The 24,343-nt window shown below is 71.7% G+C and carries 25 protein-coding genes; 16 read left to right on the top strand and 9 right to left on the bottom strand.

Annotation, left to right across the window (positions count from 1 at the left end):
• Positions 1-6: 6 nt before the first annotated feature.
• Positions 7-492 carry a GNAT family N-acetyltransferase gene (locus tag ACZ7CD_RS34925; protein WP_458434360.1) on the top strand — a complete coding sequence of 162 codons (486 nt, stop codon included), beginning with the start codon at positions 7-9 and terminating at the stop codon, positions 490-492.
• Here ACZ7CD_RS34925 and ACZ7CD_RS34930 read toward each other — a convergent pair.
• From ACZ7CD_RS34930 to ACZ7CD_RS34945, 4 genes are all read right to left on the bottom strand, one after another.
• Positions 427-897, bottom strand: coding sequence for a YkvA family protein (locus tag ACZ7CD_RS34930; protein ID WP_360396244.1), 471 nt, complete (start codon positions 895-897; stop codon positions 427-429). The two genes, ACZ7CD_RS34925 and ACZ7CD_RS34930, sit on opposite strands and share 66 nt — an antisense overlap.
• 2 nt (positions 898-899) lie before the next feature.
• Positions 900-1,241, bottom strand: a complete 342-nt coding sequence (locus ACZ7CD_RS34935; RefSeq protein WP_360396246.1) for a hypothetical protein — start codon at positions 1,239-1,241, stop codon at positions 900-902.
• Positions 1,242-1,398: 157 nt separating this feature from the next.
• Complete coding sequence (locus ACZ7CD_RS34940) at positions 1,399-2,142, bottom strand: anti-sigma factor family protein (protein WP_360396248.1); 744 nt, start codon at positions 2,140-2,142, stop codon at positions 1,399-1,401.
• Complete coding sequence (locus ACZ7CD_RS34945) at positions 2,139-2,708, bottom strand: sigma-70 family RNA polymerase sigma factor (protein ID WP_030468711.1); 570 nt, start codon at positions 2,706-2,708, stop codon at positions 2,139-2,141. The genes ACZ7CD_RS34940 and ACZ7CD_RS34945 overlap by 4 nt, the downstream gene beginning before the upstream one ends.
• A 115-nt stretch (positions 2,709-2,823) precedes the next feature.
• Between ACZ7CD_RS34945 and ACZ7CD_RS34950 the strand changes: the two genes are divergently transcribed.
• The 6 genes from ACZ7CD_RS34950 (at position 2,824) to ACZ7CD_RS34975 (ending at position 9,661) form a co-directional block, all read left to right on the top strand.
• Positions 2,824-3,399 (top strand): hypothetical protein, encoded by a 576-nt coding sequence (locus ACZ7CD_RS34950; protein ID WP_458431301.1) that lies wholly within the window; start codon positions 2,824-2,826, stop codon positions 3,397-3,399.
• Between the two features lie 91 nt (positions 3,400-3,490).
• On the top strand, positions 3,491-4,201 hold the full coding sequence (locus ACZ7CD_RS34955; protein WP_360396252.1) for a DUF4142 domain-containing protein: 711 nt from the start codon (positions 3,491-3,493) through the stop codon (positions 4,199-4,201).
• A gap of 176 nt (positions 4,202-4,377) precedes the next feature.
• Positions 4,378-5,205 carry a 4Fe-4S domain-containing protein gene (locus tag ACZ7CD_RS34960; protein WP_470371235.1) on the top strand — a complete coding sequence of 276 codons (828 nt, stop codon included), beginning with the start codon at positions 4,378-4,380 and terminating at the stop codon, positions 5,203-5,205.
• Positions 5,202-6,569 carry an NAD(P)/FAD-dependent oxidoreductase gene (locus ACZ7CD_RS34965; protein WP_360396255.1) on the top strand — a complete coding sequence of 456 codons (1,368 nt, stop codon included), beginning with the start codon at positions 5,202-5,204 and terminating at the stop codon, positions 6,567-6,569. The genes ACZ7CD_RS34960 and ACZ7CD_RS34965 overlap by 4 nt, the downstream gene beginning before the upstream one ends.
• 249 nt (positions 6,570-6,818) lie before the next feature.
• Complete coding sequence (locus tag ACZ7CD_RS34970; RefSeq protein WP_458431303.1) at positions 6,819-7,412, top strand: hypothetical protein; 594 nt, start codon at positions 6,819-6,821, stop codon at positions 7,410-7,412.
• Positions 7,413-7,423: 11 nt separating this feature from the next.
• Positions 7,424-9,661: a type VII secretion system-associated protein gene (locus ACZ7CD_RS34975; protein WP_470380578.1), complete on the top strand. Its 2,238-nt coding sequence runs from the start codon at positions 7,424-7,426 to the stop codon at positions 9,659-9,661.
• A 118-nt stretch (positions 9,662-9,779) separates the two neighbouring features.
• On the opposite strand, the gene ACZ7CD_RS34980 is transcribed toward ACZ7CD_RS34975, so the two are convergent.
• Positions 9,780-11,099, bottom strand: a complete 1,320-nt coding sequence (locus tag ACZ7CD_RS34980; protein WP_360396261.1) for a cytochrome P450 — start codon at positions 11,097-11,099, stop codon at positions 9,780-9,782.
• 110 nt (positions 11,100-11,209) lie between these two features.
• On the bottom strand, positions 11,210-12,151 hold the full coding sequence (locus tag ACZ7CD_RS34985; protein WP_360396263.1) for a beta-ketoacyl-ACP synthase III: 942 nt from the start codon (positions 12,149-12,151) through the stop codon (positions 11,210-11,212).
• 99 nt (positions 12,152-12,250) lie between these two features.
• Between ACZ7CD_RS34985 and ACZ7CD_RS34990 the strand changes: the two genes are divergently transcribed.
• On the top strand, positions 12,251-12,847 hold the full coding sequence (locus ACZ7CD_RS34990; RefSeq protein ID WP_360396265.1) for a TetR/AcrR family transcriptional regulator: 597 nt from the start codon (positions 12,251-12,253) through the stop codon (positions 12,845-12,847).
• Positions 12,848-12,868: 21 nt separating this feature from the next.
• On the opposite strand, the gene ACZ7CD_RS34995 is transcribed toward ACZ7CD_RS34990, so the two are convergent.
• Positions 12,869-13,330 (bottom strand): hypothetical protein, encoded by a 462-nt coding sequence (locus tag ACZ7CD_RS34995; RefSeq protein WP_470380579.1) that lies wholly within the window; start codon positions 13,328-13,330, stop codon positions 12,869-12,871.
• Positions 13,331-13,446: 116 nt separating this feature from the next.
• Here ACZ7CD_RS34995 and ACZ7CD_RS35000 point away from each other — a divergent pair, with 116 nt between their 5' ends.
• The 7 genes from ACZ7CD_RS35000 (at position 13,447) to ACZ7CD_RS35030 (ending at position 21,689) form a co-directional block, all read left to right on the top strand.
• Positions 13,447-15,993 carry an AfsR/SARP family transcriptional regulator gene (locus ACZ7CD_RS35000; protein ID WP_470380580.1) on the top strand — a complete coding sequence of 849 codons (2,547 nt, stop codon included), beginning with the start codon at positions 13,447-13,449 and terminating at the stop codon, positions 15,991-15,993.
• 36 nt (positions 15,994-16,029) lie between these two features.
• On the top strand, positions 16,030-16,935 hold the full coding sequence (locus tag ACZ7CD_RS35005) for a LysR family transcriptional regulator (protein ID WP_360396271.1): 906 nt from the start codon (positions 16,030-16,032) through the stop codon (positions 16,933-16,935).
• A 103-nt stretch (positions 16,936-17,038) separates the two neighbouring features.
• The gene (locus tag ACZ7CD_RS35010; RefSeq protein ID WP_360396273.1) at positions 17,039-18,187 is read left to right on the top strand and encodes a CaiB/BaiF CoA transferase family protein; all 1,149 of its coding nucleotides are present in this window, start codon (positions 17,039-17,041) and stop codon (positions 18,185-18,187) included.
• Positions 18,184-18,930 (top strand): crotonase/enoyl-CoA hydratase family protein, encoded by a 747-nt coding sequence (locus tag ACZ7CD_RS35015; protein WP_360396275.1) that lies wholly within the window; start codon positions 18,184-18,186, stop codon positions 18,928-18,930. Before ACZ7CD_RS35010 ends, ACZ7CD_RS35015 begins: the two co-directional genes overlap by 4 nt.
• A complete protein-coding gene (locus ACZ7CD_RS35020) occupies positions 18,927-19,652 on the top strand; it encodes an acetoacetate decarboxylase (protein WP_360396276.1) in 726 nt (241 codons plus the stop codon). Before ACZ7CD_RS35015 ends, ACZ7CD_RS35020 begins: the two co-directional genes overlap by 4 nt.
• Positions 19,649-20,497 carry a 3-hydroxyacyl-CoA dehydrogenase NAD-binding domain-containing protein gene (locus ACZ7CD_RS35025; protein ID WP_360396278.1) on the top strand — a complete coding sequence of 283 codons (849 nt, stop codon included), beginning with the start codon at positions 19,649-19,651 and terminating at the stop codon, positions 20,495-20,497. Before ACZ7CD_RS35020 ends, ACZ7CD_RS35025 begins: the two co-directional genes overlap by 4 nt.
• 1 nt (position 20,498) lies before the next feature.
• Positions 20,499-21,689 (top strand): acyl-CoA dehydrogenase family protein, encoded by a 1,191-nt coding sequence (locus ACZ7CD_RS35030; protein ID WP_458431310.1) that lies wholly within the window; start codon positions 20,499-20,501, stop codon positions 21,687-21,689.
• Between the two features lie 47 nt (positions 21,690-21,736).
• Here ACZ7CD_RS35030 and ACZ7CD_RS35035 read toward each other — a convergent pair whose 3' ends face one another.
• Entirely contained in the window at positions 21,737-22,702 is a 966-nt protein-coding gene (locus tag ACZ7CD_RS35035; protein WP_360396282.1) for an aldo/keto reductase, read from the bottom strand.
• A gap of 157 nt (positions 22,703-22,859) precedes the next feature.
• Here ACZ7CD_RS35035 and ACZ7CD_RS35040 point away from each other — a divergent pair, with 157 nt between their 5' ends.
• A complete protein-coding gene (locus ACZ7CD_RS35040; protein WP_470380581.1) occupies positions 22,860-23,861 on the top strand; it encodes a polyprenyl synthetase family protein in 1,002 nt (333 codons plus the stop codon).
• Positions 23,862-23,940: 79 nt separating this feature from the next.
• Here ACZ7CD_RS35040 and ACZ7CD_RS35045 read toward each other — a convergent pair whose 3' ends face one another.
• Complete coding sequence (locus ACZ7CD_RS35045; RefSeq protein ID WP_360396285.1) at positions 23,941-24,243, bottom strand: SH3 domain-containing protein; 303 nt, start codon at positions 24,241-24,243, stop codon at positions 23,941-23,943.
• Positions 24,244-24,343 lie beyond the last annotated feature (100 nt).

A 24,343-nucleotide genomic window follows, 5' to 3' on the forward strand; every position in this document is an offset into this window, starting at 1 on the left:
GGCGTGTTGATCCGCCTCGCCCAACCAGCCGAACTGCCGTACCTCCAGGAGATCGAAGTCGCCTCCGGCGAACCGTTCACCGACGTCGGCATGCCCGAGATCGCCGCCGACGCCCCGATGTCGCTGGAAGCCCTGGCAGAGCACGAGGTCTGGGTCGCGGTGGGCGGCAGCGGGGTGCCCGTGGCGTTCATCGCGGTCGGCCCCGTGGACGACGCCACCCACATCCACCAGGTGAGCGTCCACCCGTCGTGCGCACGGCAGGGCATCGGCGCGGCGTTGATCGAGCACGTCACGCCGGCCGACCGCGCTGTGACGCTCACGACGTTCCGCGACGTGCCGTGGAACGCGCCCTACTACGAGCGGCTCGGGTTCCGGACGGTCACCGAGCCGTCACCGGGGCTCGCGGAGCTCATGCGCGAGGAGGCCTCACGGGGCCTCGATCCCGCGACCAGGGTCGCGATGGTCCTTCTCCCAGCGCACGAACGTCCCTGACGCCACCGACAGGCTGCTGAGCAGCCACACCAGCACCCCCGCGTCGTCGGTCACGCCGATCACCGGCAGCAGCTCCGGCACCAGGTCGATCGGCGAGACCAGGTACACCAGCGCCACCGCCCACAGGGCGAGCTGGTTGCGGGGCAGCCCCCGGTACGCGCCGCTGCGCCAGGCCTTCCACAACCGCGGGAGGGCCTTGGCGCGGGTGATCGGGTTGCCGACCGGCCCCGGCAGGCCCTGCGCACGCCTGCGGCGGTAGCGCACGACGCCCAGCGCCAGGAACACCAGGCCCAGTGCCGTCATCACCCAGCCGACCGGCGTCGGGCTCAGGCCACCGAGCGGCGCGTCGCGCAGCAGCAGGATCAGCAGGCCGGACAGGGAGATGAACGCTCCGAAGACGACCATCGCTAACTCGGCTCCTGGAACAGCATCGTCGGGATGGACTTCGGCGGCTGCCGCTGCGGTTCCGGCTGCGCGAAGTCGAACACCTGCTCCGGTGCCTCCTCCGCGGGAACCTCCTTGACCACCGGCTTGCGCGCCGCCTTCACCGGTGGTGGCGCGGACACGTCGAGCGCCTGCCGCGCCTTGGAGATCCAGACCTTCTGCATCGCCTCGTCCTTGCTGCCGGCCGCGGACGCCGCGAGTCCGGAGAGGACACCGCGGATGCGCGCGACCAGCGCGGGATGCCGCCGGACCGCCTGCCACACCGCGTGATCACCCGGCAACCGGGCCGAGACGAGCTTCGTCACCTGAGCGCGCAGCTCCGATGTGGACAGATCGAGCCAACGCTCGACCGCTGACGGGCCAATCGCCACGTGCACAGCCTCCCCGAGAACGACAACCGCCCCCACAGGATCTCACGGATCGAGCGGGGGCAGGTGGTCCGGGCGCTTTTCGCCGCTCGGGTCAGGAAGCGACGACCTCGAGCAACACCTTGCCGTTCTCGTCGTGGATGCGGAAGGTGGCGATCTCGTGCCACCGCATGGCCACGTTCGCCTGCAACCGGATCGTCTTCTTGTCGCCGGCCACGGGTTCCGGTGCGAACCAGGACGTGACCTGGGCGACGCGGCCCGCGCGGCCGACCGCGACGAGCGAGCCCTTGGACGGGCCGGACATCCCGCTGACCTCGATGTCCATCGACGTGCCCCACGGCTCGTCGGACGCGGTGATCTTCGTGAACACACCGCTGTTCGGGTCCTGCTGCTGCACCTGCATCGACGAGTCGGCCTGGTTGTTGGCCACCCGCGTCTGCGAGGTCGACGTGCTGGGGTTCTGCCCGCCCCCCGCCTGGTTCGACCCGTCGTCGCCACCGACGACCAGCGTGGTGACCACGGCGGTCACCGCGATGACACCGGCTGCCGCGGCGGCCACGCCCTGCGCGATGAACCACCGCCTGCGCTTGCGCCGGGCCGCCACCGCGTCGAGCATGACCCGCACCGACTTGCCGTCCGGGCGTTCCGGAGCCGTCCCCCTCAGCATCCCGCCCGCGTCGGCCTCGTCGATGAGGTCCGGCACCACCGCGAAGTCGCGCAGGTCAAGAGCACACCGCCGACATTCGGTCAGGTGGTTCTCGAACGCCTCCACCTCATCGGCATCGAGGATGCCGAGCACGTAGGCGGCGACGTCGAGGTGGTCTGGTGCCGTTGTCACCGCGTCTCTCCCCGATCGTGCAACGCACGCCGCAACGCACGCAGCGCGTAGTACACCCTCGACTTGACCGTCCCCGGTGGCACGCCCAGTGCCGCCGCGGCCTCACCGACGGTGCGGTCCCGCAGGTACGTTTCGAGAATAGCCTCCCGGTGCTCCTCGGAGAGACCGTTCATCGCCTCGGCGACGACGATCGCCGCGAGGGTGCGGTCCTCCTCACCGCCCGAGGGCGACTCGTCCGAAGGGGTCAGTTCGAACTCCTGCGGACGGACGCTCCGCTTTCGCCTGTCGTCGATGACCAACCGCCTTGCCACCGTGAACAACCACGACCGCAGGAGCACGGGGTCACGTTCGAGCTTCTCGGCGTTGCGCCAAGCCCTGACCAGTGTCTCCTGCACGATGTCCTCGGCCCATTGACGATCATGGCCGGTCAACCGCATGCAGTGTCCCAGCAGGGCGCTGCCGAATTCCTCGTACAGCCGACGGATCAACTCTTCTTCGAGAGATCCCGGTCTTGGTGATTGTTCGTCTAACTCACGTTGACGTCTATGCCGCGCCACGGGGGACATCCTTGCCCCATCAACCGTCTCAAGTCGAGAGGCAAATATTCCTCACGAAGTTCGTGAACCGTTGCCGGATCGTGTCCGTACTCCTCGGTACCCAAGCCGAGAAAGGACCCTGCCGATGCGACGTGGACAGGCCGTCACCGCCCTGGCGGCACTGGCTCTCAGCCTCACCGCGTGCGGCAGCTCGCAAACGCCCGCCACCACGCCCGATGGCGGTCTCAAGGCCGCACCGGCGGACCTGAGCAAGGTCACGCTGCTCGCGGTGGCGGAGTCCGCGCAGGTCGGCTGGCACGTCACCGACGGCGACGGCCTGCCGCTCTACCGGTACGACAAGGACACGCCCAAACCCGCGAAGTCCAACTGCGAGGGTGAGTGCGCGAAGGCGTGGAAGCCGGTGAAGGCCGACAACGACCCGATGGCCGCCGGCGTGGACCCCGGTCTCATCGGGACCGTGACCAGGTCCGACGGCACGAAGCAGCTCACAATCGCCGGGTGGCCGCAGTACACGTTCGCCGAGGACGAGACGGCCGGTGACCTCAAGGGCCAGGCCAAGGGCGGCGTGTGGTTCGCCACCGCCCCCAACGGCGCCAAGATCACCGGCGGCAAGGCCCAGAACAACGCGAAAACCGGTACGACCGGTGCCACGCCGACGGCGCCACCGCCCTCGTCGTCCGCGGCCGCACCCGGTTATTGACCTCGTGCCGATCCCCGGAACCGACTCCCCGAACCAACTCCCAGAACCAACTCCCAGAACCAACTTCCTGGACAACGAGGACTTCAAGACGATGACCAGAGCCCTCGCCACCGTCTTGGCGATGTTGTTCCTGTTCTCCGGCGGTGCGGTCACCGCGTCCGCCCAGCCCGCGGACACCGGGGGAACGGTGCAGGCCGAAGGCGGCCCGTTGACCGCGAACGACCGGGACCTCCTGGTGAAGGTGCGCCAGGCCGGTCTGTGGGAGATGCCGATGGGCGAGCTCGCCCAGACCAAGGCGCAGAACCCGCGCGTGAAGGTGGTCGGGAAGCAGCTGATGCTCGACCACATGAAGCTGGACGAGGCGGTGAAGAAGCTCTCGGCCCAGCTGAACGTCCCGATCCCCGACCTGCCCAGCGCGGCGCAGCAGTCCTGGATGGACGAGCTGAACGGCCTGGAGGGCGCCGCGTTCGACCAGGCGTTCGCCGACCGGCTGCGCGCGGCGCACGGATCGGTGTTCGCGTTCGTCGCGAAGGTGCGCATCCAGACCCGCAACGACCTCATCCGGCCGTTCGCGCAGGTCGGCATCGACGTGGTGATGAAGCACATGACGTTGCTGGAGAGCACCGGCCTCGCGGGTGACGCCGCGTTCGCCGAGCCCGTGCCCGCCGGCGGCATCATCAACGCGACCCTGGCCTCCGGTGAGGGGCCGAACATGTGGGTGATCCTCACGGTCACCGCCGCGGGAGTGGTCCTGACGATCCTCCTGCTCCGAGTCCTCCGCCCGCGACGGCCGGTGCGGTGAGCCTGCAAGACCCCGTCTGAGAACGGGAAACGGAGGTGGTGTCCCCAGGTAAGAGGCACTCCAACGCGGACCTGTTCCCACCCGCCCGGCCCTGCTGTGCCCACTCCTGCACCGCAGGACCGGGCGGGTTCCCGCGAGAGTTTCACCCGTTCGGAGTTCGTTCGGAGGAAGTGTTGTTGTCCAGCCAGATTCCGCTCCTGGTGGCCCAGGCGTCCGAGTTCGACTCGGGCCTGAAGAAGATGGCCCAACTCTCCGCCAGGCTGGCTTACGTCTTCATGTGCGCGACCTTGTCCTGGGGCGTGCTCATCGCGACCGGGTGGGCCGAGAAGCTCACCGGCCGGGAAGGACTGAAGAACGGGCACATGGTGCTCGCGTCGCTCGCGATCGCGTTCGGTGCGGTGCACGCCTTTGCGTTCACGTTGCTGCAGAACGGGGCGTTCAGCTACGTCAAGCTCATCCTGCCCTTCGTCGACGGCGGCCTCTTCCGGCACGCCCTCGGCATCCTCGGACTGGAGGTCATGGCCGCTATCGCCATCCTGGCGTCCATGCGGCACAAGGTCTTCTACCGCAAGTGGCTGCGGTTCCACCAGACGGCGTACATCGCCGTGGCGATCACCGTTGTGCACTCCTGGTTCGGCGCCATCGCGAACGGCAACCTGTCCGTGCTGTGGCTCGCCGGCCTCACGATCCTCGTCCCCACCGCGACCCTCGCCCTGGCGCGGTTCCTGCCCCCGGAGGTGCTGATGCGCATCGGCATGCTGGAGCCCGAGCGGGGCAAGGAGCCCGGCATCGGCGAGGGCGACGCGATGGACGTCAGCGTCAACAACGAGAAGTGCCACCGCTACGGCACCTGCCAGGCGGAGGCCCCCGATGTCTTCCAGCTGATCGAGGACAACCGCCTGACCTACAACCGCCGCCCGCCGGAGGAGCACTTCGCCCAGGCGCGGTCGGCCGCCCGCGCGTGCCCCATGCGCGCGATCGAGATCAGGGAGCGAGTGAAGTGAGCGAGCGGATTGTGGTCGTCGGCGGCGGACTCGGTGGAGTCCGCTCCGCGGAACGGCTGCGCGAGATGGGCTTCGACGGCAGGATCACGATCCTGTCGGCCGAACGCCACCTCCCGTACCACCGCCCATGCCTGTCCAAGCAGATCATCACGGGGGAGTGGCACCCCGACGACTCGCTGCTGTCGTACTCGGGCGACCTCGACGCCGAGTGGCGCCTCAACTCCCCCGCGCTGCACCTGGACCCGAAGACGCAGTCCGTCTGGGTGCCCGGCGGTGAGGAGATCAAGTACGACGGCATGATCATCGCCACCGGCGTGGACGCCAGGGCCATGGGCGGGGCGCCGCGCCACGACCCGCGGGTGCACGTGCTGCGCACGCTGGACGACGCGGTCGCGATCCGCAGGAACATCCGCCAGTCGCAGGGGCTCGTCGCCGTCATCGGCGGTGGCTTCATCGGCTGCGAGCTCGCCTGCTCCGTGCGGCACATGGGCCGCGACGTGGCCCTCATCGTCCGGTCGCCCGCGTTGCTGGGCGGTGTCGTCGGCGACGACATCGGCAAGAAGATCACCGAGGCGCACGTCGAGCACGGCGTGCGGCTGGCCACCGGCGTCGGCATCAAGCACTGGGTGCGCCAGCCCGGCGGCATCGGCATCCACCTGAGCGACGGCCAGGTGTTCTTCGCCTCCTGCGTCGTGCTCGCCGTCGGCGCCTCGCCCGCTGTCGACTGGCTGCGCGGCTCCGGCCTCGTCATCGAGGACGGCGTGCTCTGCGACGCGACCAACCACGTCGTCGGCGCAGAGAACATCGTGGCCTGCGGTGACGTGGCCCGGTGGCCGAACCTGCGCTTCAACGGCGTCGTCCGCCGCGTCGAGCACTGGCTGAACGCGGTCGAGGGCGGCCGCGCGGCAGCCGAGAACCTGTTGGTGGGCCGCAACTCCGCCAAGCCCTACACGCCGGTCCCGCGGTTCTGGACCGAGCAGTACGGCATGCGCGTGCAGGGCGCGGGCCTGCCCGTGCTGGGCACCGACACCACCGACGTCAACGGCCTGACCGGTTTCATCGCCGACGGCAAGCTCGTCGGCATCGTCGGCCTCGAACAACCCGGCAAGATCATCACCGAGACGCCGGAGCTGTTCCGGCAGAACACCGTGGACCTCAGCCGTCCGGTGTGGACCCAGCCGGCCGAGGAGACCCCGCAGCCGCTGCCCACCACCCAGATCCCCGTTCCCGAACCAGTCGCCGCCCGCGCATCGTCGGTTCCCCCGTCGGTCTCGTCGTCGACGTCCCCGCCTTTGCAGCGGCGGAGGCACTCGCGGTCGAGGCCGGAGATGGTGCGCTCGGGCGGAGGACGCGCGAGGCCCTAGATCCGAGGCCGGCCCCACCGGTACAGGGCAAGCGGAGACGAGCGACTCCGACGCGCCGCGCGGCCAGGTGGCGGACCAGACGCCCGCGGCGTGCGCTCGTACCGCGCCGGTGGGGCCGGCCTCGCCCTCTCGCGTCCACAGCGGTGTGGCGGCCCGGTGGGCTCCCGGGCCGCCACACCGGCCTTTCCAGTCCCGCGGTCAGGTGGAATCCACCACTGGGCCCGCCGGCATCCCGATAACGTCGTCGCCATGAGCGATCCGCCGGTGCGCAACGAGATCGGAACCGTCAACGGCGTCGCCCTCCAGGTGGGCACGATCAACGGCCCGGTCACCGTGCACGTGCCACCCGAGGTGCCCGAGGACGATCCCGGCGCCGACCCGCTCGTGGTCGACGTGCGGCTGCGCAACCTCGACTACGTCTCCCTCACCGACGGCGACCGGGTCGTGGACGTGCCGGCCAGCGGCCACTCCGTGCAGCTGATCATCACCGGCGTGTCCAGGACCCCGGTGGTGCTCGCCGAGCTGCGGGTCGAGGTGCTCACCAGGACCGACCGGTCAGGGCCGCTGAACCGGCACGCCGCCGCGGTGCCCCGCCGCCGGTTCGAGGTGCTGCTCGACGCCACGCCTCCACGGCTGCGTGCGCTGGGGGACACCGACTTCCCCTACGAGGTCGGCCTGCACGAGTCGGAGGCGTTCGACCTCAAGGTCGTCACCGAGCAGGGCGACGTCGAGTGGGTGCTGCACCTGGACTGGGTGTGCGGGCGGCGCAGCGGGTCCCTGCGCGTCGGGCTCGGGCACTGGCCGTTCCGCACCGCCGCCCGCTACCCCGGGGCGGTGCGGTGACGGGAGGTCGCGTGTACGTGCTGACCCACCCCGTCCGGGTCGTGCCGGTGGTGGTCGAGGACCCCGCGTTCGCCGGCGTGGTCGAGGTCAGCACCCGCACCCACATGAGCGCGGTCATCGCTCCGGGACCGGTCACCGGGCCGGTGGCCGAGCACGTCCCGCTCACGGGGCACAACGTCGTGCTGCGGGTGCGCGGCGCGGTCGTGGTCGAACGGGTCGGCATCGCGCAGGTCCTGGAGCTGCCGCTGGACGCCGACGGGGTCAGCCTGGTCCACAACCACCACACCGCGCCGCTGACACCGGACTTCGTCGAGGAGGTGGTGCGGTCGGGCGCCGCGTACGCGCCGCTGGCGGCTCCCGACGTCGAGGTGGACCTGGACCGCGGCACCACGCGCGGACTCGACGGCGCCACGACCCTGCCGTTGCGGGTGGCGGCGGGGGAGGTCGCCGAGCTGGTGCTGGCCCCGGTGACGAACGTGGTCGACCTGGTGCGGTGGACGCTGGTCGTGCACCTGCGCCGCGGCGAGGACACGGCCGCGGTCACCGCCGGGCTCGCGGTCACCGCGGAGACCTCGATGGGGAACGGTGCCACCGGGGAACGTGCCGCGGTGCAGGTGTTCTACCCGGACCACTGGCACCGGGGTGCCACGCGGGAGGACGTCGTGGCACGGCAGGGGGCGGCGGAGTTCTACGCCTTCGCGGCCCACCTGACGGCGGACGGTTCCGGGTTCGTCCGCTTCCCGGAGCTGGACGGGGACCCGGAACCCGCAGAGGCCACCCGGCTGTGCGCGGAGGCCGACCGGATCGCGGAGGAGGGCGACCGGGACGCCGCGCTCGCCGCGTACACCGCGGCGGCGGAGGCCGGCAGCGGTGCCGCCGCGTTCCGGCTGGGCCACCTCGCCGACGTGACCGGGGCCGTCGAGGACGCCGTGCGCTGGTACACCCTCGCGGCGCGGCGGCAGTTCCGGCCCGCGTTCAACGACCTCGCGGCGCTGTACAACCGGCTCGGCCGCCTCGACGAGGCCGAGCACTGGTACCGGCGGGCCGTCGAGGTCGGCGACTGGGTCGCGGTGAGCGGGCTGGGGGTGGTGCTCGTGCGGCGCGGTGCGCCCGAGGCGGAGGCCGTGCTCCGGATGGCCATGACCACCCCGGCCGGCGAGGCGATGGTCAGGACCACCGGCGACGAGTACGCGCACCGGGTGCGGCAGGCCGCGGCCGTCGCGGCGGGTCTGCTGGGCGACCTGCTGGTGGCGCGGGGCCGCGTCGACGAGGCGGCCGAGGTGCTGCGGGAGGCGGTCCGCGGTGGCAACGCACTCGCCGCGCACTCGCTCGGGCAGCTGCACCACGACCGCGGCGACCTCGACGCGGCACGGCGGTGGTGGCGGGAGTCGGCCGAGGCCGGGTTCCCGTTGAGCGCCCACCACCTGGGCCGGCTGGCCGAGGAGGAGGGGGACGCCGCCGAGGCCGAGCTCTGGTGGCGGCGCGCGGCCGCGGCGTTGCCGGCGACGCTGACCCGCGGCACCTTCGCCCTGGACGGGGAGCACGGGGTCAGCTTCGTGATCGGCGACCTCGCGGAGTCCGGGGAGGTGCTGGCCGCGTACGCGCTCGGCATCCGGTTGCGCTACCGCGGCGAGGCCGAGGAGGGCGGCCACTGGCTGCGGCTCGCGGCGCGCGCCGGTCACCGGGCCGCCCGCTACGAGCTGTCCGACGAGCCGGACTGGACGCAGGTGGCCGAGGTCCACCTGCTGGAGCCGCACCGGCTCGCCGTGCGGCAGGACGGCTGGTACCGCTTGCCCGACCCCGGCTGGACGGCGGGCGCACCGGTGCCGGTCGACGCGCTCGTGGGCGCGTACGCGGTCGACGGGGACGGCGGGCTCGGCCCGTTCCAGCCGAACCCGCTGTACGTGCCGCAGACCAGGGCGCTGCCGACCGATCCGGTGCACGCACTGCTGAGGCGGGTCCTGACCGACGAGGCCGCCGGTGCGCGGCTCCTCGGCCTGCTCGCCGGCACCGTCGTCGAGATCGCCACCGACGAGCGGGGCCACCTGCGGCTGCTGCGGTCCCCGGACGGCCGGCCGTGCGTGGCGGTCGTGACGGCGGAGCTGCACAAGCGGCGGCTGCCCGCGGTGCGGTGGCACCGGGTCGTCGGTGACCGGCTGGCCGAGGTGGTCCCGGACGAGGTCGAGATCCTCATCAACCCCGGTGACACCGCTCAGCTCCTGCTGCTGACGGCCGCCTTGCGCCCATGACCGGCACGGTCCGCGTCGGGCACGGCGCACCGGAGGTGGTCACGGCCGGGAGCCGAGCGGGCACGCGCAGGCGCAGGCGCAGTCCGAACAGGACACCGGCACGACCGCCCGCCGTGGCTCAGCTGAGCAGCTCGTGCGCCGACGTCGTCGGTTTGCCGGGGTGGACCGGCAGCGACTCCAGGCCGTACACGATCGACAGCCTGCGGAACGCGAGCGCCCCCGGTTCGACGGCCAGGCGCATCTGCGGGAACCGCCGCACCAGCGCCGGGTAGGCGATCCGCAGCTCCATCTTGGCCAGCTCCGCGCCGATGCAGCGGTGGGCGCCGTAGCCGAACGCCAGGTGCTGGCCCGCCGCGCGGGACGGGCAGATCCGGTCGGGGTCGGAGTACACGTCGGTGTCGCGGTTCGCCTGCGACAGCGAGCACACGACGATGTCGCCCGCCTTCACCCGCGTGCCGGCCACGTCGACGTCGCGGCGGGCGATGCGCGGGAACGCGACCTGCACGACCGTGTGGTGCCGCAGCAGCTCGTCGACCAGCGAGCTCACCGCCTTCTCATCACCGTGGACCTGCTCCATCAGCTCGGTGGAGCGCAGCAGTGCGAGCGTGCCGAGCGAGATCATGCTGGCGGTGGTCTCGAAGCCGCCGGTGAGCAGGCCGTCGGCGAGGCCGGCGAGCTCGTCGTCGTCCAGGTCGTCGCCGTGCTTGCGGATCAGCTCGCCGAGCAGGCCGTCGCTCGGGTTGGACCGCTGTGCGCGCACCAGCTCGCGGAAGTAGACGATGGACTCCGACACCGCCGACAGCGACGCGGTGGCGGCGCCGGCCAGGTCGAAGCGGGCGACGCTGCGGCGCTGGAACTCCTCGCGCTCGCTCAGCGGCACGCCGAGGAGCTCGCAGATCGTCAGCGCGGGCACCGGCAGCGCGAAGTCCTCGACCAGGTCGACGGCGCCGTCCTTCATCGACATCAGGTCGAGCTGGTCGGCGACGATCTGCTCGATCCGCGGCACCAGCCGCGACAGCCGGCGCATGGTGAACTCCGGCGTCAGCACCTTGCGCAGCCGGGTGTGCTCCGGCGGGTCGCTGAAGCCCAGGCCACCCGGCGCCTCGTCGGCGAACAGGCCCAGCTCCTTGAGGTGGCCGAAGTCGTTGCTGAACGCCTCGACGTCGACGAGCACCTGCTTGGACGCCTCGTGGCCGGTCACCAGCCAGACCGGCACGGGCAGTGGCAGCCTGGTCACCGGGCCGTGCGCGTGCATCCGCGCGAGCTCCGGGACCGGGTCCACACCGTTGCGGCGCAGCGGGGCCAGCACGCGCGACGGCACGAACCACGACGACTCCAGGTCGAAGCCGGTTCGGCTGAGCCGGGCGAGCAGGCGCCGTCCCACCCACTCGGTCAGTCGGGAGCGCACGTCCGTGCCCGACCGCAGCATCTGCTTCATGAGACGGTTTCCCTTCGGCGGCAAGGGGGCTGAGGGATCGGACAATAGCGACAGGACCGTGCGCGTGTCGTCATACCTGAGATCTAGTACCCAGGTAGGTACGCCCGTTCTCAGGGAGTGGTGACGACCTGGCCGGCCCACGACAGCCCGCCGCCGAAAGCGAAGAGCAGCACCGGAGCACCCGAGGGCAGCTCGCCGCGTTCCGCCATTTTGGACAGCGCGAGCGGGACGGAGGCCGCGGAGGTGTTGCCGGAGTGGACGACGTCACGTGCGATGACCACGTCATCGGACAGGTCGAGCTTGCGGGTGAGCGCCTCGACGATCCGCAGGTTGGCCTGGTGCGTGACGACGCCGGCGAGGTCGGTGGTGGCGATGCCCGCCCGCTCGCAGGCCTGCCTGGCGATCGCGGGCAGCTCGCTGGTGGCCCACCGGAACACGGCCTGGCCCTCCTGGGCGAACCGCGGCTGCCACTCGTCGACGAGCCGGACGGCGCCGCTCCTGGTCGGGTCGGAGCCCCACACCACCGGGCCGATCGCCGGGTCTTCCGAGGCGCTGAGCACGGCGGCGCCCGCGCCGTCGCCGAGCAGGATGCACGAGCTGCGGTCGGTCCAGTCGACCAGGTCCGACATCTTCTCGGCGCCGACCACCAGCGCGTGCCGGGCGGCACCGGCGCGGATGGTGTGGTCTGCGGTGGCGAGCGCGGTGCAGAAGCCGGCGCAGGCGTTGTTGAGGTCGAACACGACCGCGGAGGGGATGCCGAGCCGGGCGGCGACCTGAGCCGCTGTCGACGGGCTGCGGTCGATCGCCGAGCACGTGGCCACGATCACCTGGCCGATCTCGGCCGCCGGCACCCCGGACGCGGCGAGGGCCTTGGCGGCGGCCGCGGCGGCCATGTCCGTGACGGACTCGTCGTCGGCGATGCGGCGCGTGGCGATGCCGGTGCGCTGCAGGATCCACTCGTCGTTCGTGTCGACCATCTGCTCCAGGTCGGCGTTGGTCAGCACCCGTTCCGGCTGGTGGTGGCCGAACGCGACAACACGGGATCCGGACAAGGTCAGCTCCTTCAGCAGGCGGGTCGCCGGGAATATAGCAACCGATCGGTCGGTAGCTGAAGGGCCTGTGATCATCGTCGGCGCGGCTATCATCAGGCCGTGAGCCCGCGCCGATCTGCCGCCGACACCCGTGAGACGCGGCAGCGCATCCTCGGCCACAGCCTCGCGATCGCCTCGCAGGAAGGCCTGGAGGGGCTCACGATCGGCCGGCTCGCGACCGAGCTCGGCATGAGCAAGGCCGGGCTGCTGGGCCACTTCGGCACCAAGGAGGCGTTGCAGCTCGCCGTCGTCGACGCCGCCGCGGAGGTGTTCCTGCGCGAGGTGCCGCGCCGGGTGAAGCAGCTGCCGTCCGGGCTGCCGCGGCTGAAGGACGTCTGCGAGGCCTGGGTGTCCTACCTGGAACGCAACGTGCTGCCCGGCGGCTGCTTCTTCACCGCGGCCACGGCCGAGTTCGACGGCCGCAGCGGACCGGTGCGCGACGCGCTGGCGGGCATGAACGCGTTGTGGCGCCGCGACTTGCGCATCCACATCCGGCGCGCGGTGTCCGACGGGGACCTGCCGCCCGACACCGACGTCGAGCAGCTGATCTACGAGCTGCTCGGGATCATGCTGGCGCTCAACCACTTCCTGCAGCTGGAGAAGGACCCGGCGGCACCGGCGCGGGCCCGTCGCGCGCTGGAGCGCCTGTTCCGCTGACCGCTCAGGTCCGAAGTGGACTCACGTGTTCCGCCGCTGCGCCAGCCGGACCTGGATCGACTCGACGGTCACGCCGCCGTCGGCGTGCCGCTGCAGCTTGCCGCGGCTCACGAGGTCGTGCACGCCCTGCCGGGTGATCCCGAGCATCGCCCCGGCCACCCCGAACGACACGTGCTGCCGGCTCGGGTGACCGGCCCTGCGCGCGACGACCCGGCCCAGCGGGGTGGCCCACCAGCCCTCCGGCGGGTCGAACGGGGTGTCGCCGGGGTACAGCACCGTCATCAGCCGGATCGCCAGGTGTTGCGCCTGCTCGTCGCGGCCGCCGAGCAGCTGCTCGGCCCACGTGTTCGCGTCGGCGTGCACCTGGTCGTGCAGCGCGTCGAGGTCCGCGGTGGGCAGCAGGATCTCCAGCGGGTCCAGCAACCGGCTGGTCACCAGGCGGATCAGGTCCACGCGCAGTTCGAGCTGCTCCTGACTGCTCACTTGACAGAAGATAGCAAGTACTTGACGACTTGTGTTAAGTACTTGCGCCGTCCCAGCCACCACCACGAGCGCGTGGCACGTGTCCGGTGTGCGTCCGGTAGTTACGATCAGGCGCTGTGGAGTTCCGGGTGCTGGGGCCGGTGGAGTGCTACGGCGACGACGGCGCGCGCCTGAACCTGGGACCGCCCAAGCAACGGGCCGTGCTCGCGCTGCTGCTCGCCCAGGCCGGGCGGGTGATCCCGGTCGACCGGCTGATCAGCGTGCTGTGGGACGACGCACCGCCCAAGACCGCGCTGAAGAACCTCCAGGTCTACGTCTACCAGCTGCGCAAGGTCGTCGGCTCACGGCTGCTGTCGCGCGCGCCCGGCTACCTGATGTCGGTCGACGCCGCGGAGCTCGACCTGACCCGGTTCACCGGGCTGCTGGAGGTGGCCCGCCGCGAGCGGACCCCGCAGCGCTACCGGGAGGCGCTCGCGCTGTGGCGCGGGCCCGCGCTGGCCGACCTCGCCGCGTCCGGGCTGCTGCGCGGGGTGGTCGCCCGGCTGGAGGAGCTGCGGCTGGCGGCACGGGTCGAGTGCGCCGAGGCGGAGCTGGACCTGGGACGGCACGTCGAGGTCGTCGCGGACCTCTCGGAGTGGGTGCGCGAGCACCCGTTGAACGAACGGCTGCGCGAGCAGCAGATGACCGCGCTGCACCGCGCGGGCAGGCCGGCCGAGGCGCTGGCGGCCTACCGGGAGTGCCGCGGCGTGCTGGCCGACGAGCTGGGCGTGGAGCCCGGTGAGCGGCTGCGCCGGTTGCAGGCCGAGCTGCTGCGGGCGAAACCCGTTGGCGCGCAGGCGGTCCGGCAGCTGCCGCCGGACGTGGTCGCGTTCGCGGGACGGTCCCGCGAGCTCGCGCTGATCCACTCGCAGGTCCGGCCCGACCGGGTCGCGGTGTGCGTGGTCACCGGGCAGGCGGGCATCGGCAAGTCGGCGCTGGCCGTGCGGGCGGCGCACGAGATCGCCGGGTCGTTCCCGGACGGCCGGCTGTACGCGGACCTGTCCGACGGCGCCGCGGACCGGGTGCTCGGCCGGTTCCTGCGGGCGCTGGGCGACCGGCCCGGTGACGAGGAGGCGGTGCGCTACCGGTCGCTCACGGCGGGGCGGCGGCTGCTCGTGGTGCTCGACAACGCCGCCACGGCCGGTCAGGTCCGGCGGCTGCTGCCGACCGGTCCCGGCTCGGTCGTGCTGATCACGTCGCGGCGGCCGCTGGCGGCGTTGCCCAGCGCGTCCTGCGTCCGGCTCGGCGCGCTGCCGCTGGACGAGGCCACGCAGCTGCTGTCCGGGGTGGCCGGTCCGGTCGGTGGCGCCGCCGAGCTGGTGCGGTGGTGCGGCGGGGTGCCGCTGGCGCTGCGGATCGCGGGCGCCCGGCTGGCAGCAGGTCCACAGTGGACGGCCGGGGTGCTGGCCGCGCGGCTGGCCGACGAGACCCGGCGGCTCGACGAGCTGCGGCTCGGTGACGTGGCGGTGCGGTCGGCGTTCTCGGTCAGCTACTCCGAGCTCGGTTCTCCTGCCGCGGCACGGGTCTTCCGGTTGCTCGGGCTGCTCGACGGCCCCGACTTCGCGGTGGCCGCGGCGCGGGCGCTGACCGACGTGCCGGACGTGGAGGAGCTGCTCGCCGAGCTGGCCGGCGCGCACCTGGTCGAGGAGCCGGTGCCCGGCCGGTTCGCGGTGCACGACCTGCTGCGCCTGTTCGCCCGCGAGCGGTGCCGCGCCGCGGAGTCGCCGGCCGAGCGCGCGCTCGCGCTGGCACGGCTGCACAAGCACTACCTGGAGGCGCTGGCGGACAACCCGGGCGACCTGTGGCTCGCGGAGGAGCGCGACAACCTCCTCGCCGCCGCCCACCAGGCGTCCCCTGCCGACGCGATCGCCTTCGCCGCCGGGCTGTCGTGGTACTTCCGGCGGCGCTCCGAGCTGGCCGACTGGGCGGAGCTGAACGTGCTGGCGCTGGAGGCGGCGCGGTCGCTGGGGGACGTGCGGGCGGAAGCCCTGGCGTTGAAGGAGCTCGGCGCCGCCTGCGAGCGCGGGTTCCGGTTCGCCGAGGCGCTGGCACACTGGACCGGGGCACTGGAGCTGGCGCGGTCGTTGCACGACCGGCAGCTGGAGGCGGTGCTGCTGAACAACCTCGGCATCGTGCACTGGCGGCGGCGTGACCTGGCGGCGGCCCTGGTGTCGCTGGGTGCCTCGCTGGCCCTGCGGGAGGAGCTGTCCGACGCGCGGGGTGCGGCGTACGTCCGCACGAACCTCGGGCTGGTGCACGCCGCTTCGGGGGACCTGCCGGCCGCTCTGGGGTGCTACGAGGAGACCCTGCGGACGTTCCGGGCGTGCGGTGACCGCTCCGGCGAGCTGCACGCGCTCGCGAACACGGCCGACGCGCACCGCCGGCTGGGGTCGCTCGACCGGGCGCTGGAGCTGGCGGCCGAGGCGCTGGCGCTGGCGCGGTCGGTGGGGGACCGGCAGATCGAGGCCGGGGTGCTGCTCGACCGGGGGAGCGTGCACGAGCTGGCCGGGCGCGCCGGTCCGGCGCGGGAGTCGTACGCGGAGGCCGGGGAGCTGTCGCGGCGGATCGGGTTCCGCTGGGGCGAGTCGGAGGCGGCGCGCAAGCTGGCGGCGCTGGACGGCTGACCGGGGAGCGCGGCCGAACGGCCTAGTCTGGGGTCCGTGGAACTGCTGCACCTCAGGTACTTCGTCGCGGTCGCCGAGGAGCTCAACTTCTCCGCGGCCGCCCGCAAGCTGCACATGGCCGCCTCGCCGCTCAGTCAGCGGATCAAGGACCTGGAGCACGAGCTGGGCAGGCAGCTGTTCGACCGCAGCACCCACCACGTCGCGCTCACGGAGGCGGGCACGGCGCTGCTGCCCCTCGCGCGGGACGTGCTCGACCGGGTCGGGTCGATCCGGTGGCGGCTCGACGAGGCGACCGGGCCGCAGCGCGCGACGGTGTTCGTCGGCATGCCCCCCGGCGTGCACCCGGCCCTGCGCGAACGCGTGGCGGTCCTCGCGGAACGGGTGTGCGGGCGGTTCGAGCTCAAGCGGTGGCCGGGGTCGAGCACGGACCTCGTCGAGGGGGTGAAGGACGGCAGGCTCGGGCTCACGCTGGCCAGGCTGCCGGTGCAGGAGCCCGCGCTCGCGACGGTGCACGTGATGTCGGAACGGCTCGGGGCGGTCGTCCCGGCCGACCGGTTCGCCGGGCACGACTCCGTCAAACTGGCCGAACTCACCGATCTCGCCTATGCGCGGTCGCCCGAGGAAATCATGCCGTCGTATTTCGAGCAGCTCGACGCGCAATTGAACGAACTGGGCATCAAGAAGCGCATCCAGCTCACGAACACCGGTTACGGCGGCGTGAGCGAGCTGGTGTCCGGCGGGCTCGCGTTCTCCGTCTCGATGCTCGACGAGGAGAGCTCGATGCGGGGCTACCAGCTGGAGAACATGGTGGTCCTGCCGTTCGCCGACTTCCGCGCCCAGCTCGACACCGGCCTGCTGTGGCGGCACGACCGCGGCGAGGGCGACCTCCGGGAAATCGTCCGGATCGCGCAAGAGCTGTTCGCGGAACCGATTGCGAAATAATGGTGTGACCACCGTGGTCATGCCATTGTGAGCGACTTGATCGTTCCCTTCGGAGAAAACCCGCACTAACTTCGGTGGTGCAGGAACTTCGAAAGGACGAACGATGCAGGACATCACCACCGGTCCGTTGGACGGCGTGCGGGTGATCGACCTCTCGACCGTGGTCATGGGCCCGTACGCGGCCCAGATCCTCGGAGACCTCGGCGCCGACGTGATCAAGATCGAGTCCCCGGTCGACACCGTGCGCAACGGCCGCCACCGCACCACCCCCGGCATGACGCCGCTCAGCCTCAACGTCAACCGCAACAAGCGCAGCATCGCCCTGAACCTGAAGGACGAGGACGACCGCGAGTGCGCGCTCAAGCTGATCGACACCGCCGACGTGCTGATCACCAACATGCGGCCCGGCGCGCTGAGCAGGCTCGGCCTGGACTACGCCGACGTCGCCGGGCGCAACCCCGGTCTCGTCTACGCCCACGCCCAAGGCTTCCGCGGCGACTCCGACCGCGCCGGCACCGCCGCCTACGACGAGACGATCCAGGGCGCGTCCGGGCTGGTCGACATCGCGAACCGCGCGCTGGGCCGGCCGGTCTACCTGCCGACGATCATCGGCGACAAGGTGTCGTCGCTGACCATCGCCTACAGCGTGCTCGCGGCGCTCGTGCACCGGGACCGCACCGGCCAGGGCCAGCGGGTCGAGGTGCCGATGGCGGACACGATGATCGCGTTCAACCTGGTCGAGCACCTGTCGGGCCACGCGTTCGTGCCGGAGGAGGGCCCGACTGGGTTCGGCCTGTCGATGGCCAGGGGCCACCACGCCGTGCACACCGCGGACGGTCTCGCCTGCGTCGTCCCGTACACCCCGCAGAACTTCCGCGACTTCTTCGCCGCCGCCGGACGCCCCGACCTGGTCGAGGACCCGCGGGTGGCCGGTGAGCGGATCGACCCCGGCGACAGCGACGACCTCATGGGCCTCGTCGACGAGTGCGCCGCGGCCCTGCCCACCGAGGAGTGGGCCGAGGTGTGCGCGAAGCACAGCATCCCGTTCGGGCCGGTGCTGGAGCTCGACAAGGCGCACGAGGACGACTACGTGCGCGACGGTCACCTGCTCGACACCGTGCGGCACCCGACCGAGGGCGAGATCCGCTCGATCGGCATCCCCGTCCGGTTCTCCGCGACCCCCGCCACCGTCCGCCGGCTCGCCCCCGTGCCCGGCCAGGACACCGCGGAAGTCCTGAAGGAGCTCGCATGACCGCCGAAGTCCGCACCGAACGCATCGGCTCGGTGCTGCTCATCACCCTCGACCGCCCGCAGGCGCGCAACGCCGTCAACGCGGCCGTCGCCGGTGGCCTCACCGCCGCACTGGACGAGCTGGAGACCACACCCGAGCTGCGGGCCGGCGTGCTGACCGGAGCCGGTGGCACGTTCAGCGCCGGCATGGACCTCAAGGCCGCGCTGAAGGGCGAGTCGCCGTCGGTGCCCGGCCGCGGGTTCGGCGGGCTGACCGAGGCCGAGCTGACCAAGCCGCTGGTCGCCGCCGTCGAGGGCGTCGCGCTGGGCGGCGGGTTCGAGCTGGCACTGGCCTGCGACCTGATCGTCGCTGCCGAGGATGCGCGGTTCGCGTTGCCCGAGGTCAAGCGCGGTCTGATCGCCGCGGGCGGCGGAGTCGTGCGGCTCACCGACCGCATCCCGCACCACCTGGCGCTGGAGCTGCTGCTCACCGGCGAGCCGATCGACGGCCGCCACGCGGGTGAGCTGGGCCTGGCGAACCGGGTCGTGGCACCGGGTGAGGCCGCCGCCGTGGCAGTGCAGCTGGCCGAGCAGATCGCGCGCAACGCACCGCTCGCGCTGGCCGCCGTGAAGACGGTCGTGCGGTCCGCCGACCGCTGGACCGCCCAGCGCGAGGAGATCGCGAAGTTGATGAGCACCGCCGACGTGCGCGAGGGCATGACCGCGTTCGCCGAGCGCCGGGCTCCGCAGTGGACAGGAGAATGACCGTGCTGGGTGTCACACCGTTGAGCGCACCGGCGTTTCCCGCCGTGCAGCCCCGGTTCTTCGACCGCGAGTACCTCAACATCGTCTACCGCACCGATCCCGAGGCGCTGCGCGCCGTCGTGCCGCAGCCGCTGGAGGTCGACGAGCCGCTGGTCCGGTTCGAGGTCATGAAGATGACCGACGTGACCGGCTACGGCCCCTACACCGAGGCCGGTCAGGCGATCCCGGTCGTGTTCGACGGCGAACGCGGCGAGTACCTGCACGCGATGTACCTCGACAGCTTCGCCGCCACCGCGTCCGGCCGCGAGGTGAGCGCCTACCCGAAGGTGATGGGCTCGCCGTCGCTCTACGCCGACCGCGGTGCCCTGGTCGGGACCCTCGACTACGGCACCGTCCGGGTGGCCACCGCGACCATGGGGTACAAGCAGTACGAACTGGACACCCGTCTGGCTGAGGCGGAGATCACGGTTCCAACGTTCATGCTGAAGACCATCCCCGGATATGACGGAACGCCGCGGGTCCAGGAGCTCGTGCGCACGCGGATCACGGACGTCGTGGTCAAGGCCGCGTACACCGGGCCCGCGCGCCTGCAGCTGTTCCAGCACGTCCTCGCACCGCTCGCCGACCTCCCCGTGCTGGAGGTCGTGTCCGCCAGCCACATCGTCACCGACCTGACGCTCGCTCCCGCCAAGCCGGTCCACAACTACTTGGAGGAAGCGTGAACACCGGGAAGAAGGTCAGCACCGTCGCCGTCATCGGTGCGGGGGTGATCGGCCTGTCGTGGGCCCGCCTGTTCTGCGAGCACGGCCTGACCGTGCGCGTCGCCGACCCCCGCCCCGACCTGGTGGTCCCCGACGGCGTCGAGGTCGCGGCGACCGTCGCGGACGCGGTGCGGGACGCGGACCTCGTGCAGGAGAACGGCCCGGAGGACCTGGAGTTCAAGAAGACCCTGTTCGCCGAGCTGGTCCGCGAGGCCCCCGCGCACGCGTTGCTGCTGAGCTCGTCGTCCGCGATCCCGTCCACCGCGTTCACCGAGGGCATCGACGGATCGCGTGTCCTGATCGGACACCCGTTCAACCCGCCGCACGTGATCCCGCTGGTCGAGGTCGTGCCGGGCGAGCAGACGACCGAGGAGTCGGTCAGCCGCGCCGTCGAGTTCTACCGCTCCGTCGGCCGCACGCCGGTCGTGGAGCGCAAGGAGGTCCCCGGCTTCGTCGGCAACCGGCTGCAGGCCGCGCTCTCCCGCGAGGCCGCCTACCTCGTCGAGCAGGGCGTCGTCACACCGCAGGACCTCGACACCGTCGTGACCAGCTCGCTCGGCATCCGCTGGGCGACCGTCGGCCCGTTCCTCGGCGCCCACCTCGGTGGCGGCCCCGGCGGGTACCGGCACCTCGCCGAGCACATCGGCAGGTCCATGCGGGACCTGGCGCTCGGCACCCCCTCGGACGACCCCGAACGGCTCATCAGGGCCGTGGAAGACGCTTACGGCTCCTCCACGTACTCGGCGCTGGCCGAGGCGCGCGACCGCAAGCAGCTCGCCGTTCTGACCGCAGTGGAGGACAACTGACATGGACCGCATCGAAGACCAGCTCGTCGCCGACTTCTACGACTACGAGGCGCTGCTGAGCGACGAGGAGCGCAAGATCCTGCTGCACGCCCGCGAGTTCATGGCCACCGAGGTCAAGCCGATGGTCAACGAGTTCTGGGCGCGCGGCGAGTTCCCGCCGGAGCTCATCGACAAGTTCCGCGGCGCCGGCCTCACCGCCCTGTCCTACGAGGGCTACGGCGAGCACCCGGCCGCCGTCAGCAACCTGCTCACCGGCATGCTGGCGATGGAGCTCACCCGCACCGACGCCTCGGTCGCCACGTTCTTCGGCGTCCACAACGGACTCGCGATGTACTCGATCTACTCCGGCGGCTCGCAGGAGCAGCGCGACCGCTGGCTGCCCGCCATGGCAGCGATGGACAAGATCGGCGCGTTCGCGATGACCGAACCGCTCGGCGGCTCCGACGTCGCGGGCGGCATGCGCACCACGGCCCAGCGCGACGGCGACACGTGGGTGCTCAACGGCGCCAAGAGGTGGATCGGCAACGCCACCTTCGCCGACTACGTGGTCGTGTGGGCGCGCGACCTGGACGACAACCAGGTCAAGGGTTTCGTGGTCGAGAAGGGCATGCCCGGCTTCACCGCGGCCAAGATCGAGGGCAAGATCGCGTTCCGGATCGTCGAGAACGCCGAGATCACCCTCACCGACGTCCGCGTGCCCGAGGCGAACCGGTTGCAGAACATCAACTCGTTCCGCGACGTCGCGGAGATCCTGCGCGCCACCCGCGGCGGTGTCGCGTGGCAGGCGCTTGGCGTGATGATCGGAGCCTACGAGGCCGCGCTCGCCTACGCCCGTGAGCGCGAGCAGTTCGGCCGCCCGATCGCCGGTTTCCAGCTGGTGCAGGACCTGCTGGTGAAGTCGCTGGGCAACATCACCGCCTGCTGGGGCATGCTGGTGCAGCTCGCCCGGCTCCAGGACGCCGGCATCTTCCGCGACGAGCACTCCTCGCTCGCCAAGGCGTTCGTCACCGCGCGGATGCGCGAGGTCGTGGCGTGGGCGCGGGAGATCTTCGGCGGCAACGGGATCGTGCTGGAGCACGACGTGGCGCGGTTCTTCGCCGACGCCGAGGCCATCTACTCGTTCGAGGGCACGCGGGAGATGAACACCCTGATCGTGGGCAAGGCGATCACGGGCGAGAGCGCGTTCGTGTAGGCACGGCGCAGAAGGGCCGCCGGTGGGCACCGGCGGCCCTTGCCATGTCAGCCGTGCCCGGCGACGCGGTGCGGCTGGTAGGCCTGCTCCAGCGAGCGCGCCTCGTCGTCGGTCAGCTCGAAGTCCAGCGCCGCCACCGCGTCGTCCAGGTGCGCGGGCTTCGTGACGCCGACGATCGGCGCCGTCACGACCGGGTTGCGCAGCAGCCACGCCAGCGCCACCTGCGCCCGCGAGACGCCCCGCGCGGCGGCGACCGCGGCCACCTGCTCGACGATCGCCCGGTCCGACTCGACGTACAGCGTCGACCCGAACTCGTCGGTCTCCGCGCGTGCGGTCGTGGCGTCCCAGTCGCGGGTCAGCCGCCCGCGCGCCAGCGGGCTCCACGGGATGACCGCGATGCCCTGGTCCGCGCACAGCGGCAGCATCTCGCGCTCCTCCTCGCGGTAGAGGAGGTTGTAGTGGTTCTGCATGGACACGAACCGCGTCCAGCCGTTCGCCCGCTGCGTGTACAACGCCTTGGAGAACTGCCACGCGTACATCGACGAGGCGCCGAGGTAGCGGGCCTTGCCGGACTTCACGACGTCGTGCAGCGCCTCGAGGGTCTCCTCCAGCGGGACGGCGGGGTCGAAGCGGTGGATCTGGTACAGGTCCACGTAGTCGGTGCCCAGCCGGCGCAGCGAGTTGTCGATCTCGGCGAGGATCGCCTTGCGCGACAGGCCGGCGCCGTTCGGGCCGGCGTGCATGCGGCCGTTCACCTTGGTGGCGAGCACGACCTCGTCGCGGCGGGCGAAGTCCTTGAGCGCGCGACCGGTGAACTCCTCAGACGACCCCGCCGAGTAGACGTTGGCCGTGTCGAAGAAGTTGATGCCGGCTTCAAGGGCGTTCTTGATGAACGGCCGGGCCTCCTCCTCCGGCATCGACCACGGGTGCGTGCCCAGCGACGGATCGCCGTAGCTCATCATGCCGAGACAGATCTCCGACACGTCCATGCCGGCGAGCTTGGTGTAGCGCACGTTCAGCCCCTCAGGAAAACGACGGTCACGGTCGGGTGATGGCGACAACAACCCGTTCAACATCAACGTAGTCCCGATCGCCGGATCGTGCCCCTTCTCGACACGACAGTGGCTGCGCACCCGGAGGCACCGGCTCGCGGGTCTAGCTTCTGTGGGCATGACGAGCACCGACGTGGTCACCGCGGCGCGACCCGCTGGAGAGGTGCTGGCCTGGAGCCGTGCCGTGGTCGAGGCACCGCTGACGGCCGCCATCGCCACGTTGCCGGACCAGACCCGCGCGGTCGTCGGCCACCACCTGGCCGGGCAGGACCCCCTCGTCGCCGCTCTGGCCCTGCTCGCCGCGGAGTCCGTCGGCAGCGCGGATGCCGCTGTCGAGGTCGCCGTGGCATTGCAGCTCGCGCACCTGCACGACCAGGTGCACGCCGACCTGATGACCCGCGCGGCCCGCCGCGGCTCCCGGCCGAGCGCGTGGGTGGAGTTCGGCGACCGCCGGGCCGTCTCGGCGGCGGACGCCCTGCTGACGCTCGCGTTCACCCACCTCACCGGGCCCGGGGTGATGGCGCTCAACGCGGCACTGCTGTCCGTTGTGGACGGTTACGTGCGGGAGGTCGAGATGGCCGGACGCCCCGGCACCGTCGAGGTCACCGAGCACCTGCGCGTCGCCGCCGCCCAGCACGCCTCCCTCGCGGCCTGCGCGTGCGAGCTGGGCGCACTGGCCGCCGGCGCGACCCGTGACCAAGCCGGTCGCCTCCGCGCGTTCGGCGACCACCTCGGCCTGGCGCGCAAGCACGTCGACGACGTCCTCGCCCTGTGGGGCGGCCCCGCGGTCTCCGGCCGTCCACTGCACGACGACCTGGCGCACGACCGCCGCACGCTTCCCGTGGTGGCCGCGCTGGCCGCCGGTGCCGAGTTGACCGGCTCACCCGCGGAGCAGGCCCGCGCGGTCGAGCAGGCGGGCGGGCGCCGGTGGTGCGAGCAGCAGGCCGGGGTGTTGCTGGACAGCGCGCTCGGTCACCTGCGCGCGGCGGGTGTGCGGCAGCGGGCGGTGGACGAGCTGGCCGGGCTGGCGGTGGCGGTGACGACCGGCCGGTTCTCGCCGGTGCGCGTTCCCGCGGCCGTCGTGCCCGCTCAGGCGACCGCGGACCAGGTGCCGTCGTGAGGTGGTCCGGTTGCTCGCTGGTCCCGGTCGGCCACCGTGTTCCGGCAGGACGACCGCCCTGCCGGAACACCGGCCGGAATCAGCTGCAGTAGGCGTACATCAGGTCGTTCTTCGCCCAACCGCGGACACCCGTCGCCACGTTCTGCACCTCGATCCACTCCCAGCCGGACACGGCCTGCCCGCAGGACAGGTACGCGTACTGACCGGGGTAGCCCGAGCCCAGGACGGTGTACCCCGTGCCGGGTCCGGAGCGGATGTTGACGCCGGCGACCTTGAAGTCGCCCGAGTTCTGCAGCGGGTCGGCGCTCGCAGGAGCGGCGACGAGGGTGATGGCAGCCGCGGACACCACGGTGGCGGACGCGAGCATGCGGAACAGAGACATTCGAAACCCCCCAGGTCTTAGAACCTAGTTTCAGCTGGTCAGTCAACCTTATCGCCGCTCACCGTGTCACCTATCCGGCGCGTCTGTGATCATGTCGATT

It is taken from the genome of Lentzea sp. NPDC036949, from assembly GCF_055608075.1.

Excerpts from the sequence above, each read along its gene's own strand:
- ACZ7CD_RS34930 (WP_360396244.1), bottom strand. The coding sequence starts at position 897 with ATGGTCGTCTTCGGAGCGTTCATCTCCCTGTCCGGCCTGCTGATCCTG.
- ACZ7CD_RS34945 (WP_030468711.1), bottom strand. The coding sequence starts at position 2,708 with ATGTCCCCCGTGGCGCGGCATAGACGTCAACGTGAGTTAGACGAACAA.
- ACZ7CD_RS34950 (WP_458431301.1), top strand. The coding sequence starts at position 2,824 with ATGCGACGTGGACAGGCCGTCACCGCCCTGGCGGCACTGGCTCTCAGC.
- ACZ7CD_RS34955 (WP_360396252.1), top strand. The coding sequence starts at position 3,491 with ATGACCAGAGCCCTCGCCACCGTCTTGGCGATGTTGTTCCTGTTCTCC.
- ACZ7CD_RS34970 (WP_458431303.1), top strand. The coding sequence starts at position 6,819 with ATGAGCGATCCGCCGGTGCGCAACGAGATCGGAACCGTCAACGGCGTC.
- ACZ7CD_RS34980 (WP_360396261.1), bottom strand. The coding sequence starts at position 11,099 with ATGAAGCAGATGCTGCGGTCGGGCACGGACGTGCGCTCCCGACTGACC.
- ACZ7CD_RS35010 (WP_360396273.1), top strand. The coding sequence starts at position 17,039 with ATGCAGGACATCACCACCGGTCCGTTGGACGGCGTGCGGGTGATCGAC.
- ACZ7CD_RS35015 (WP_360396275.1), top strand. The coding sequence starts at position 18,184 with ATGACCGCCGAAGTCCGCACCGAACGCATCGGCTCGGTGCTGCTCATC.
- ACZ7CD_RS35020 (WP_360396276.1), top strand. The coding sequence starts at position 18,927 with ATGACCGTGCTGGGTGTCACACCGTTGAGCGCACCGGCGTTTCCCGCC.
- ACZ7CD_RS35030 (WP_458431310.1), top strand. The coding sequence starts at position 20,499 with ATGGACCGCATCGAAGACCAGCTCGTCGCCGACTTCTACGACTACGAG.
- ACZ7CD_RS35040 (WP_470380581.1), top strand. The coding sequence starts at position 22,860 with ATGACGAGCACCGACGTGGTCACCGCGGCGCGACCCGCTGGAGAGGTG.
- ACZ7CD_RS35045 (WP_360396285.1), bottom strand. The coding sequence starts at position 24,243 with ATGTCTCTGTTCCGCATGCTCGCGTCCGCCACCGTGGTGTCCGCGGCT.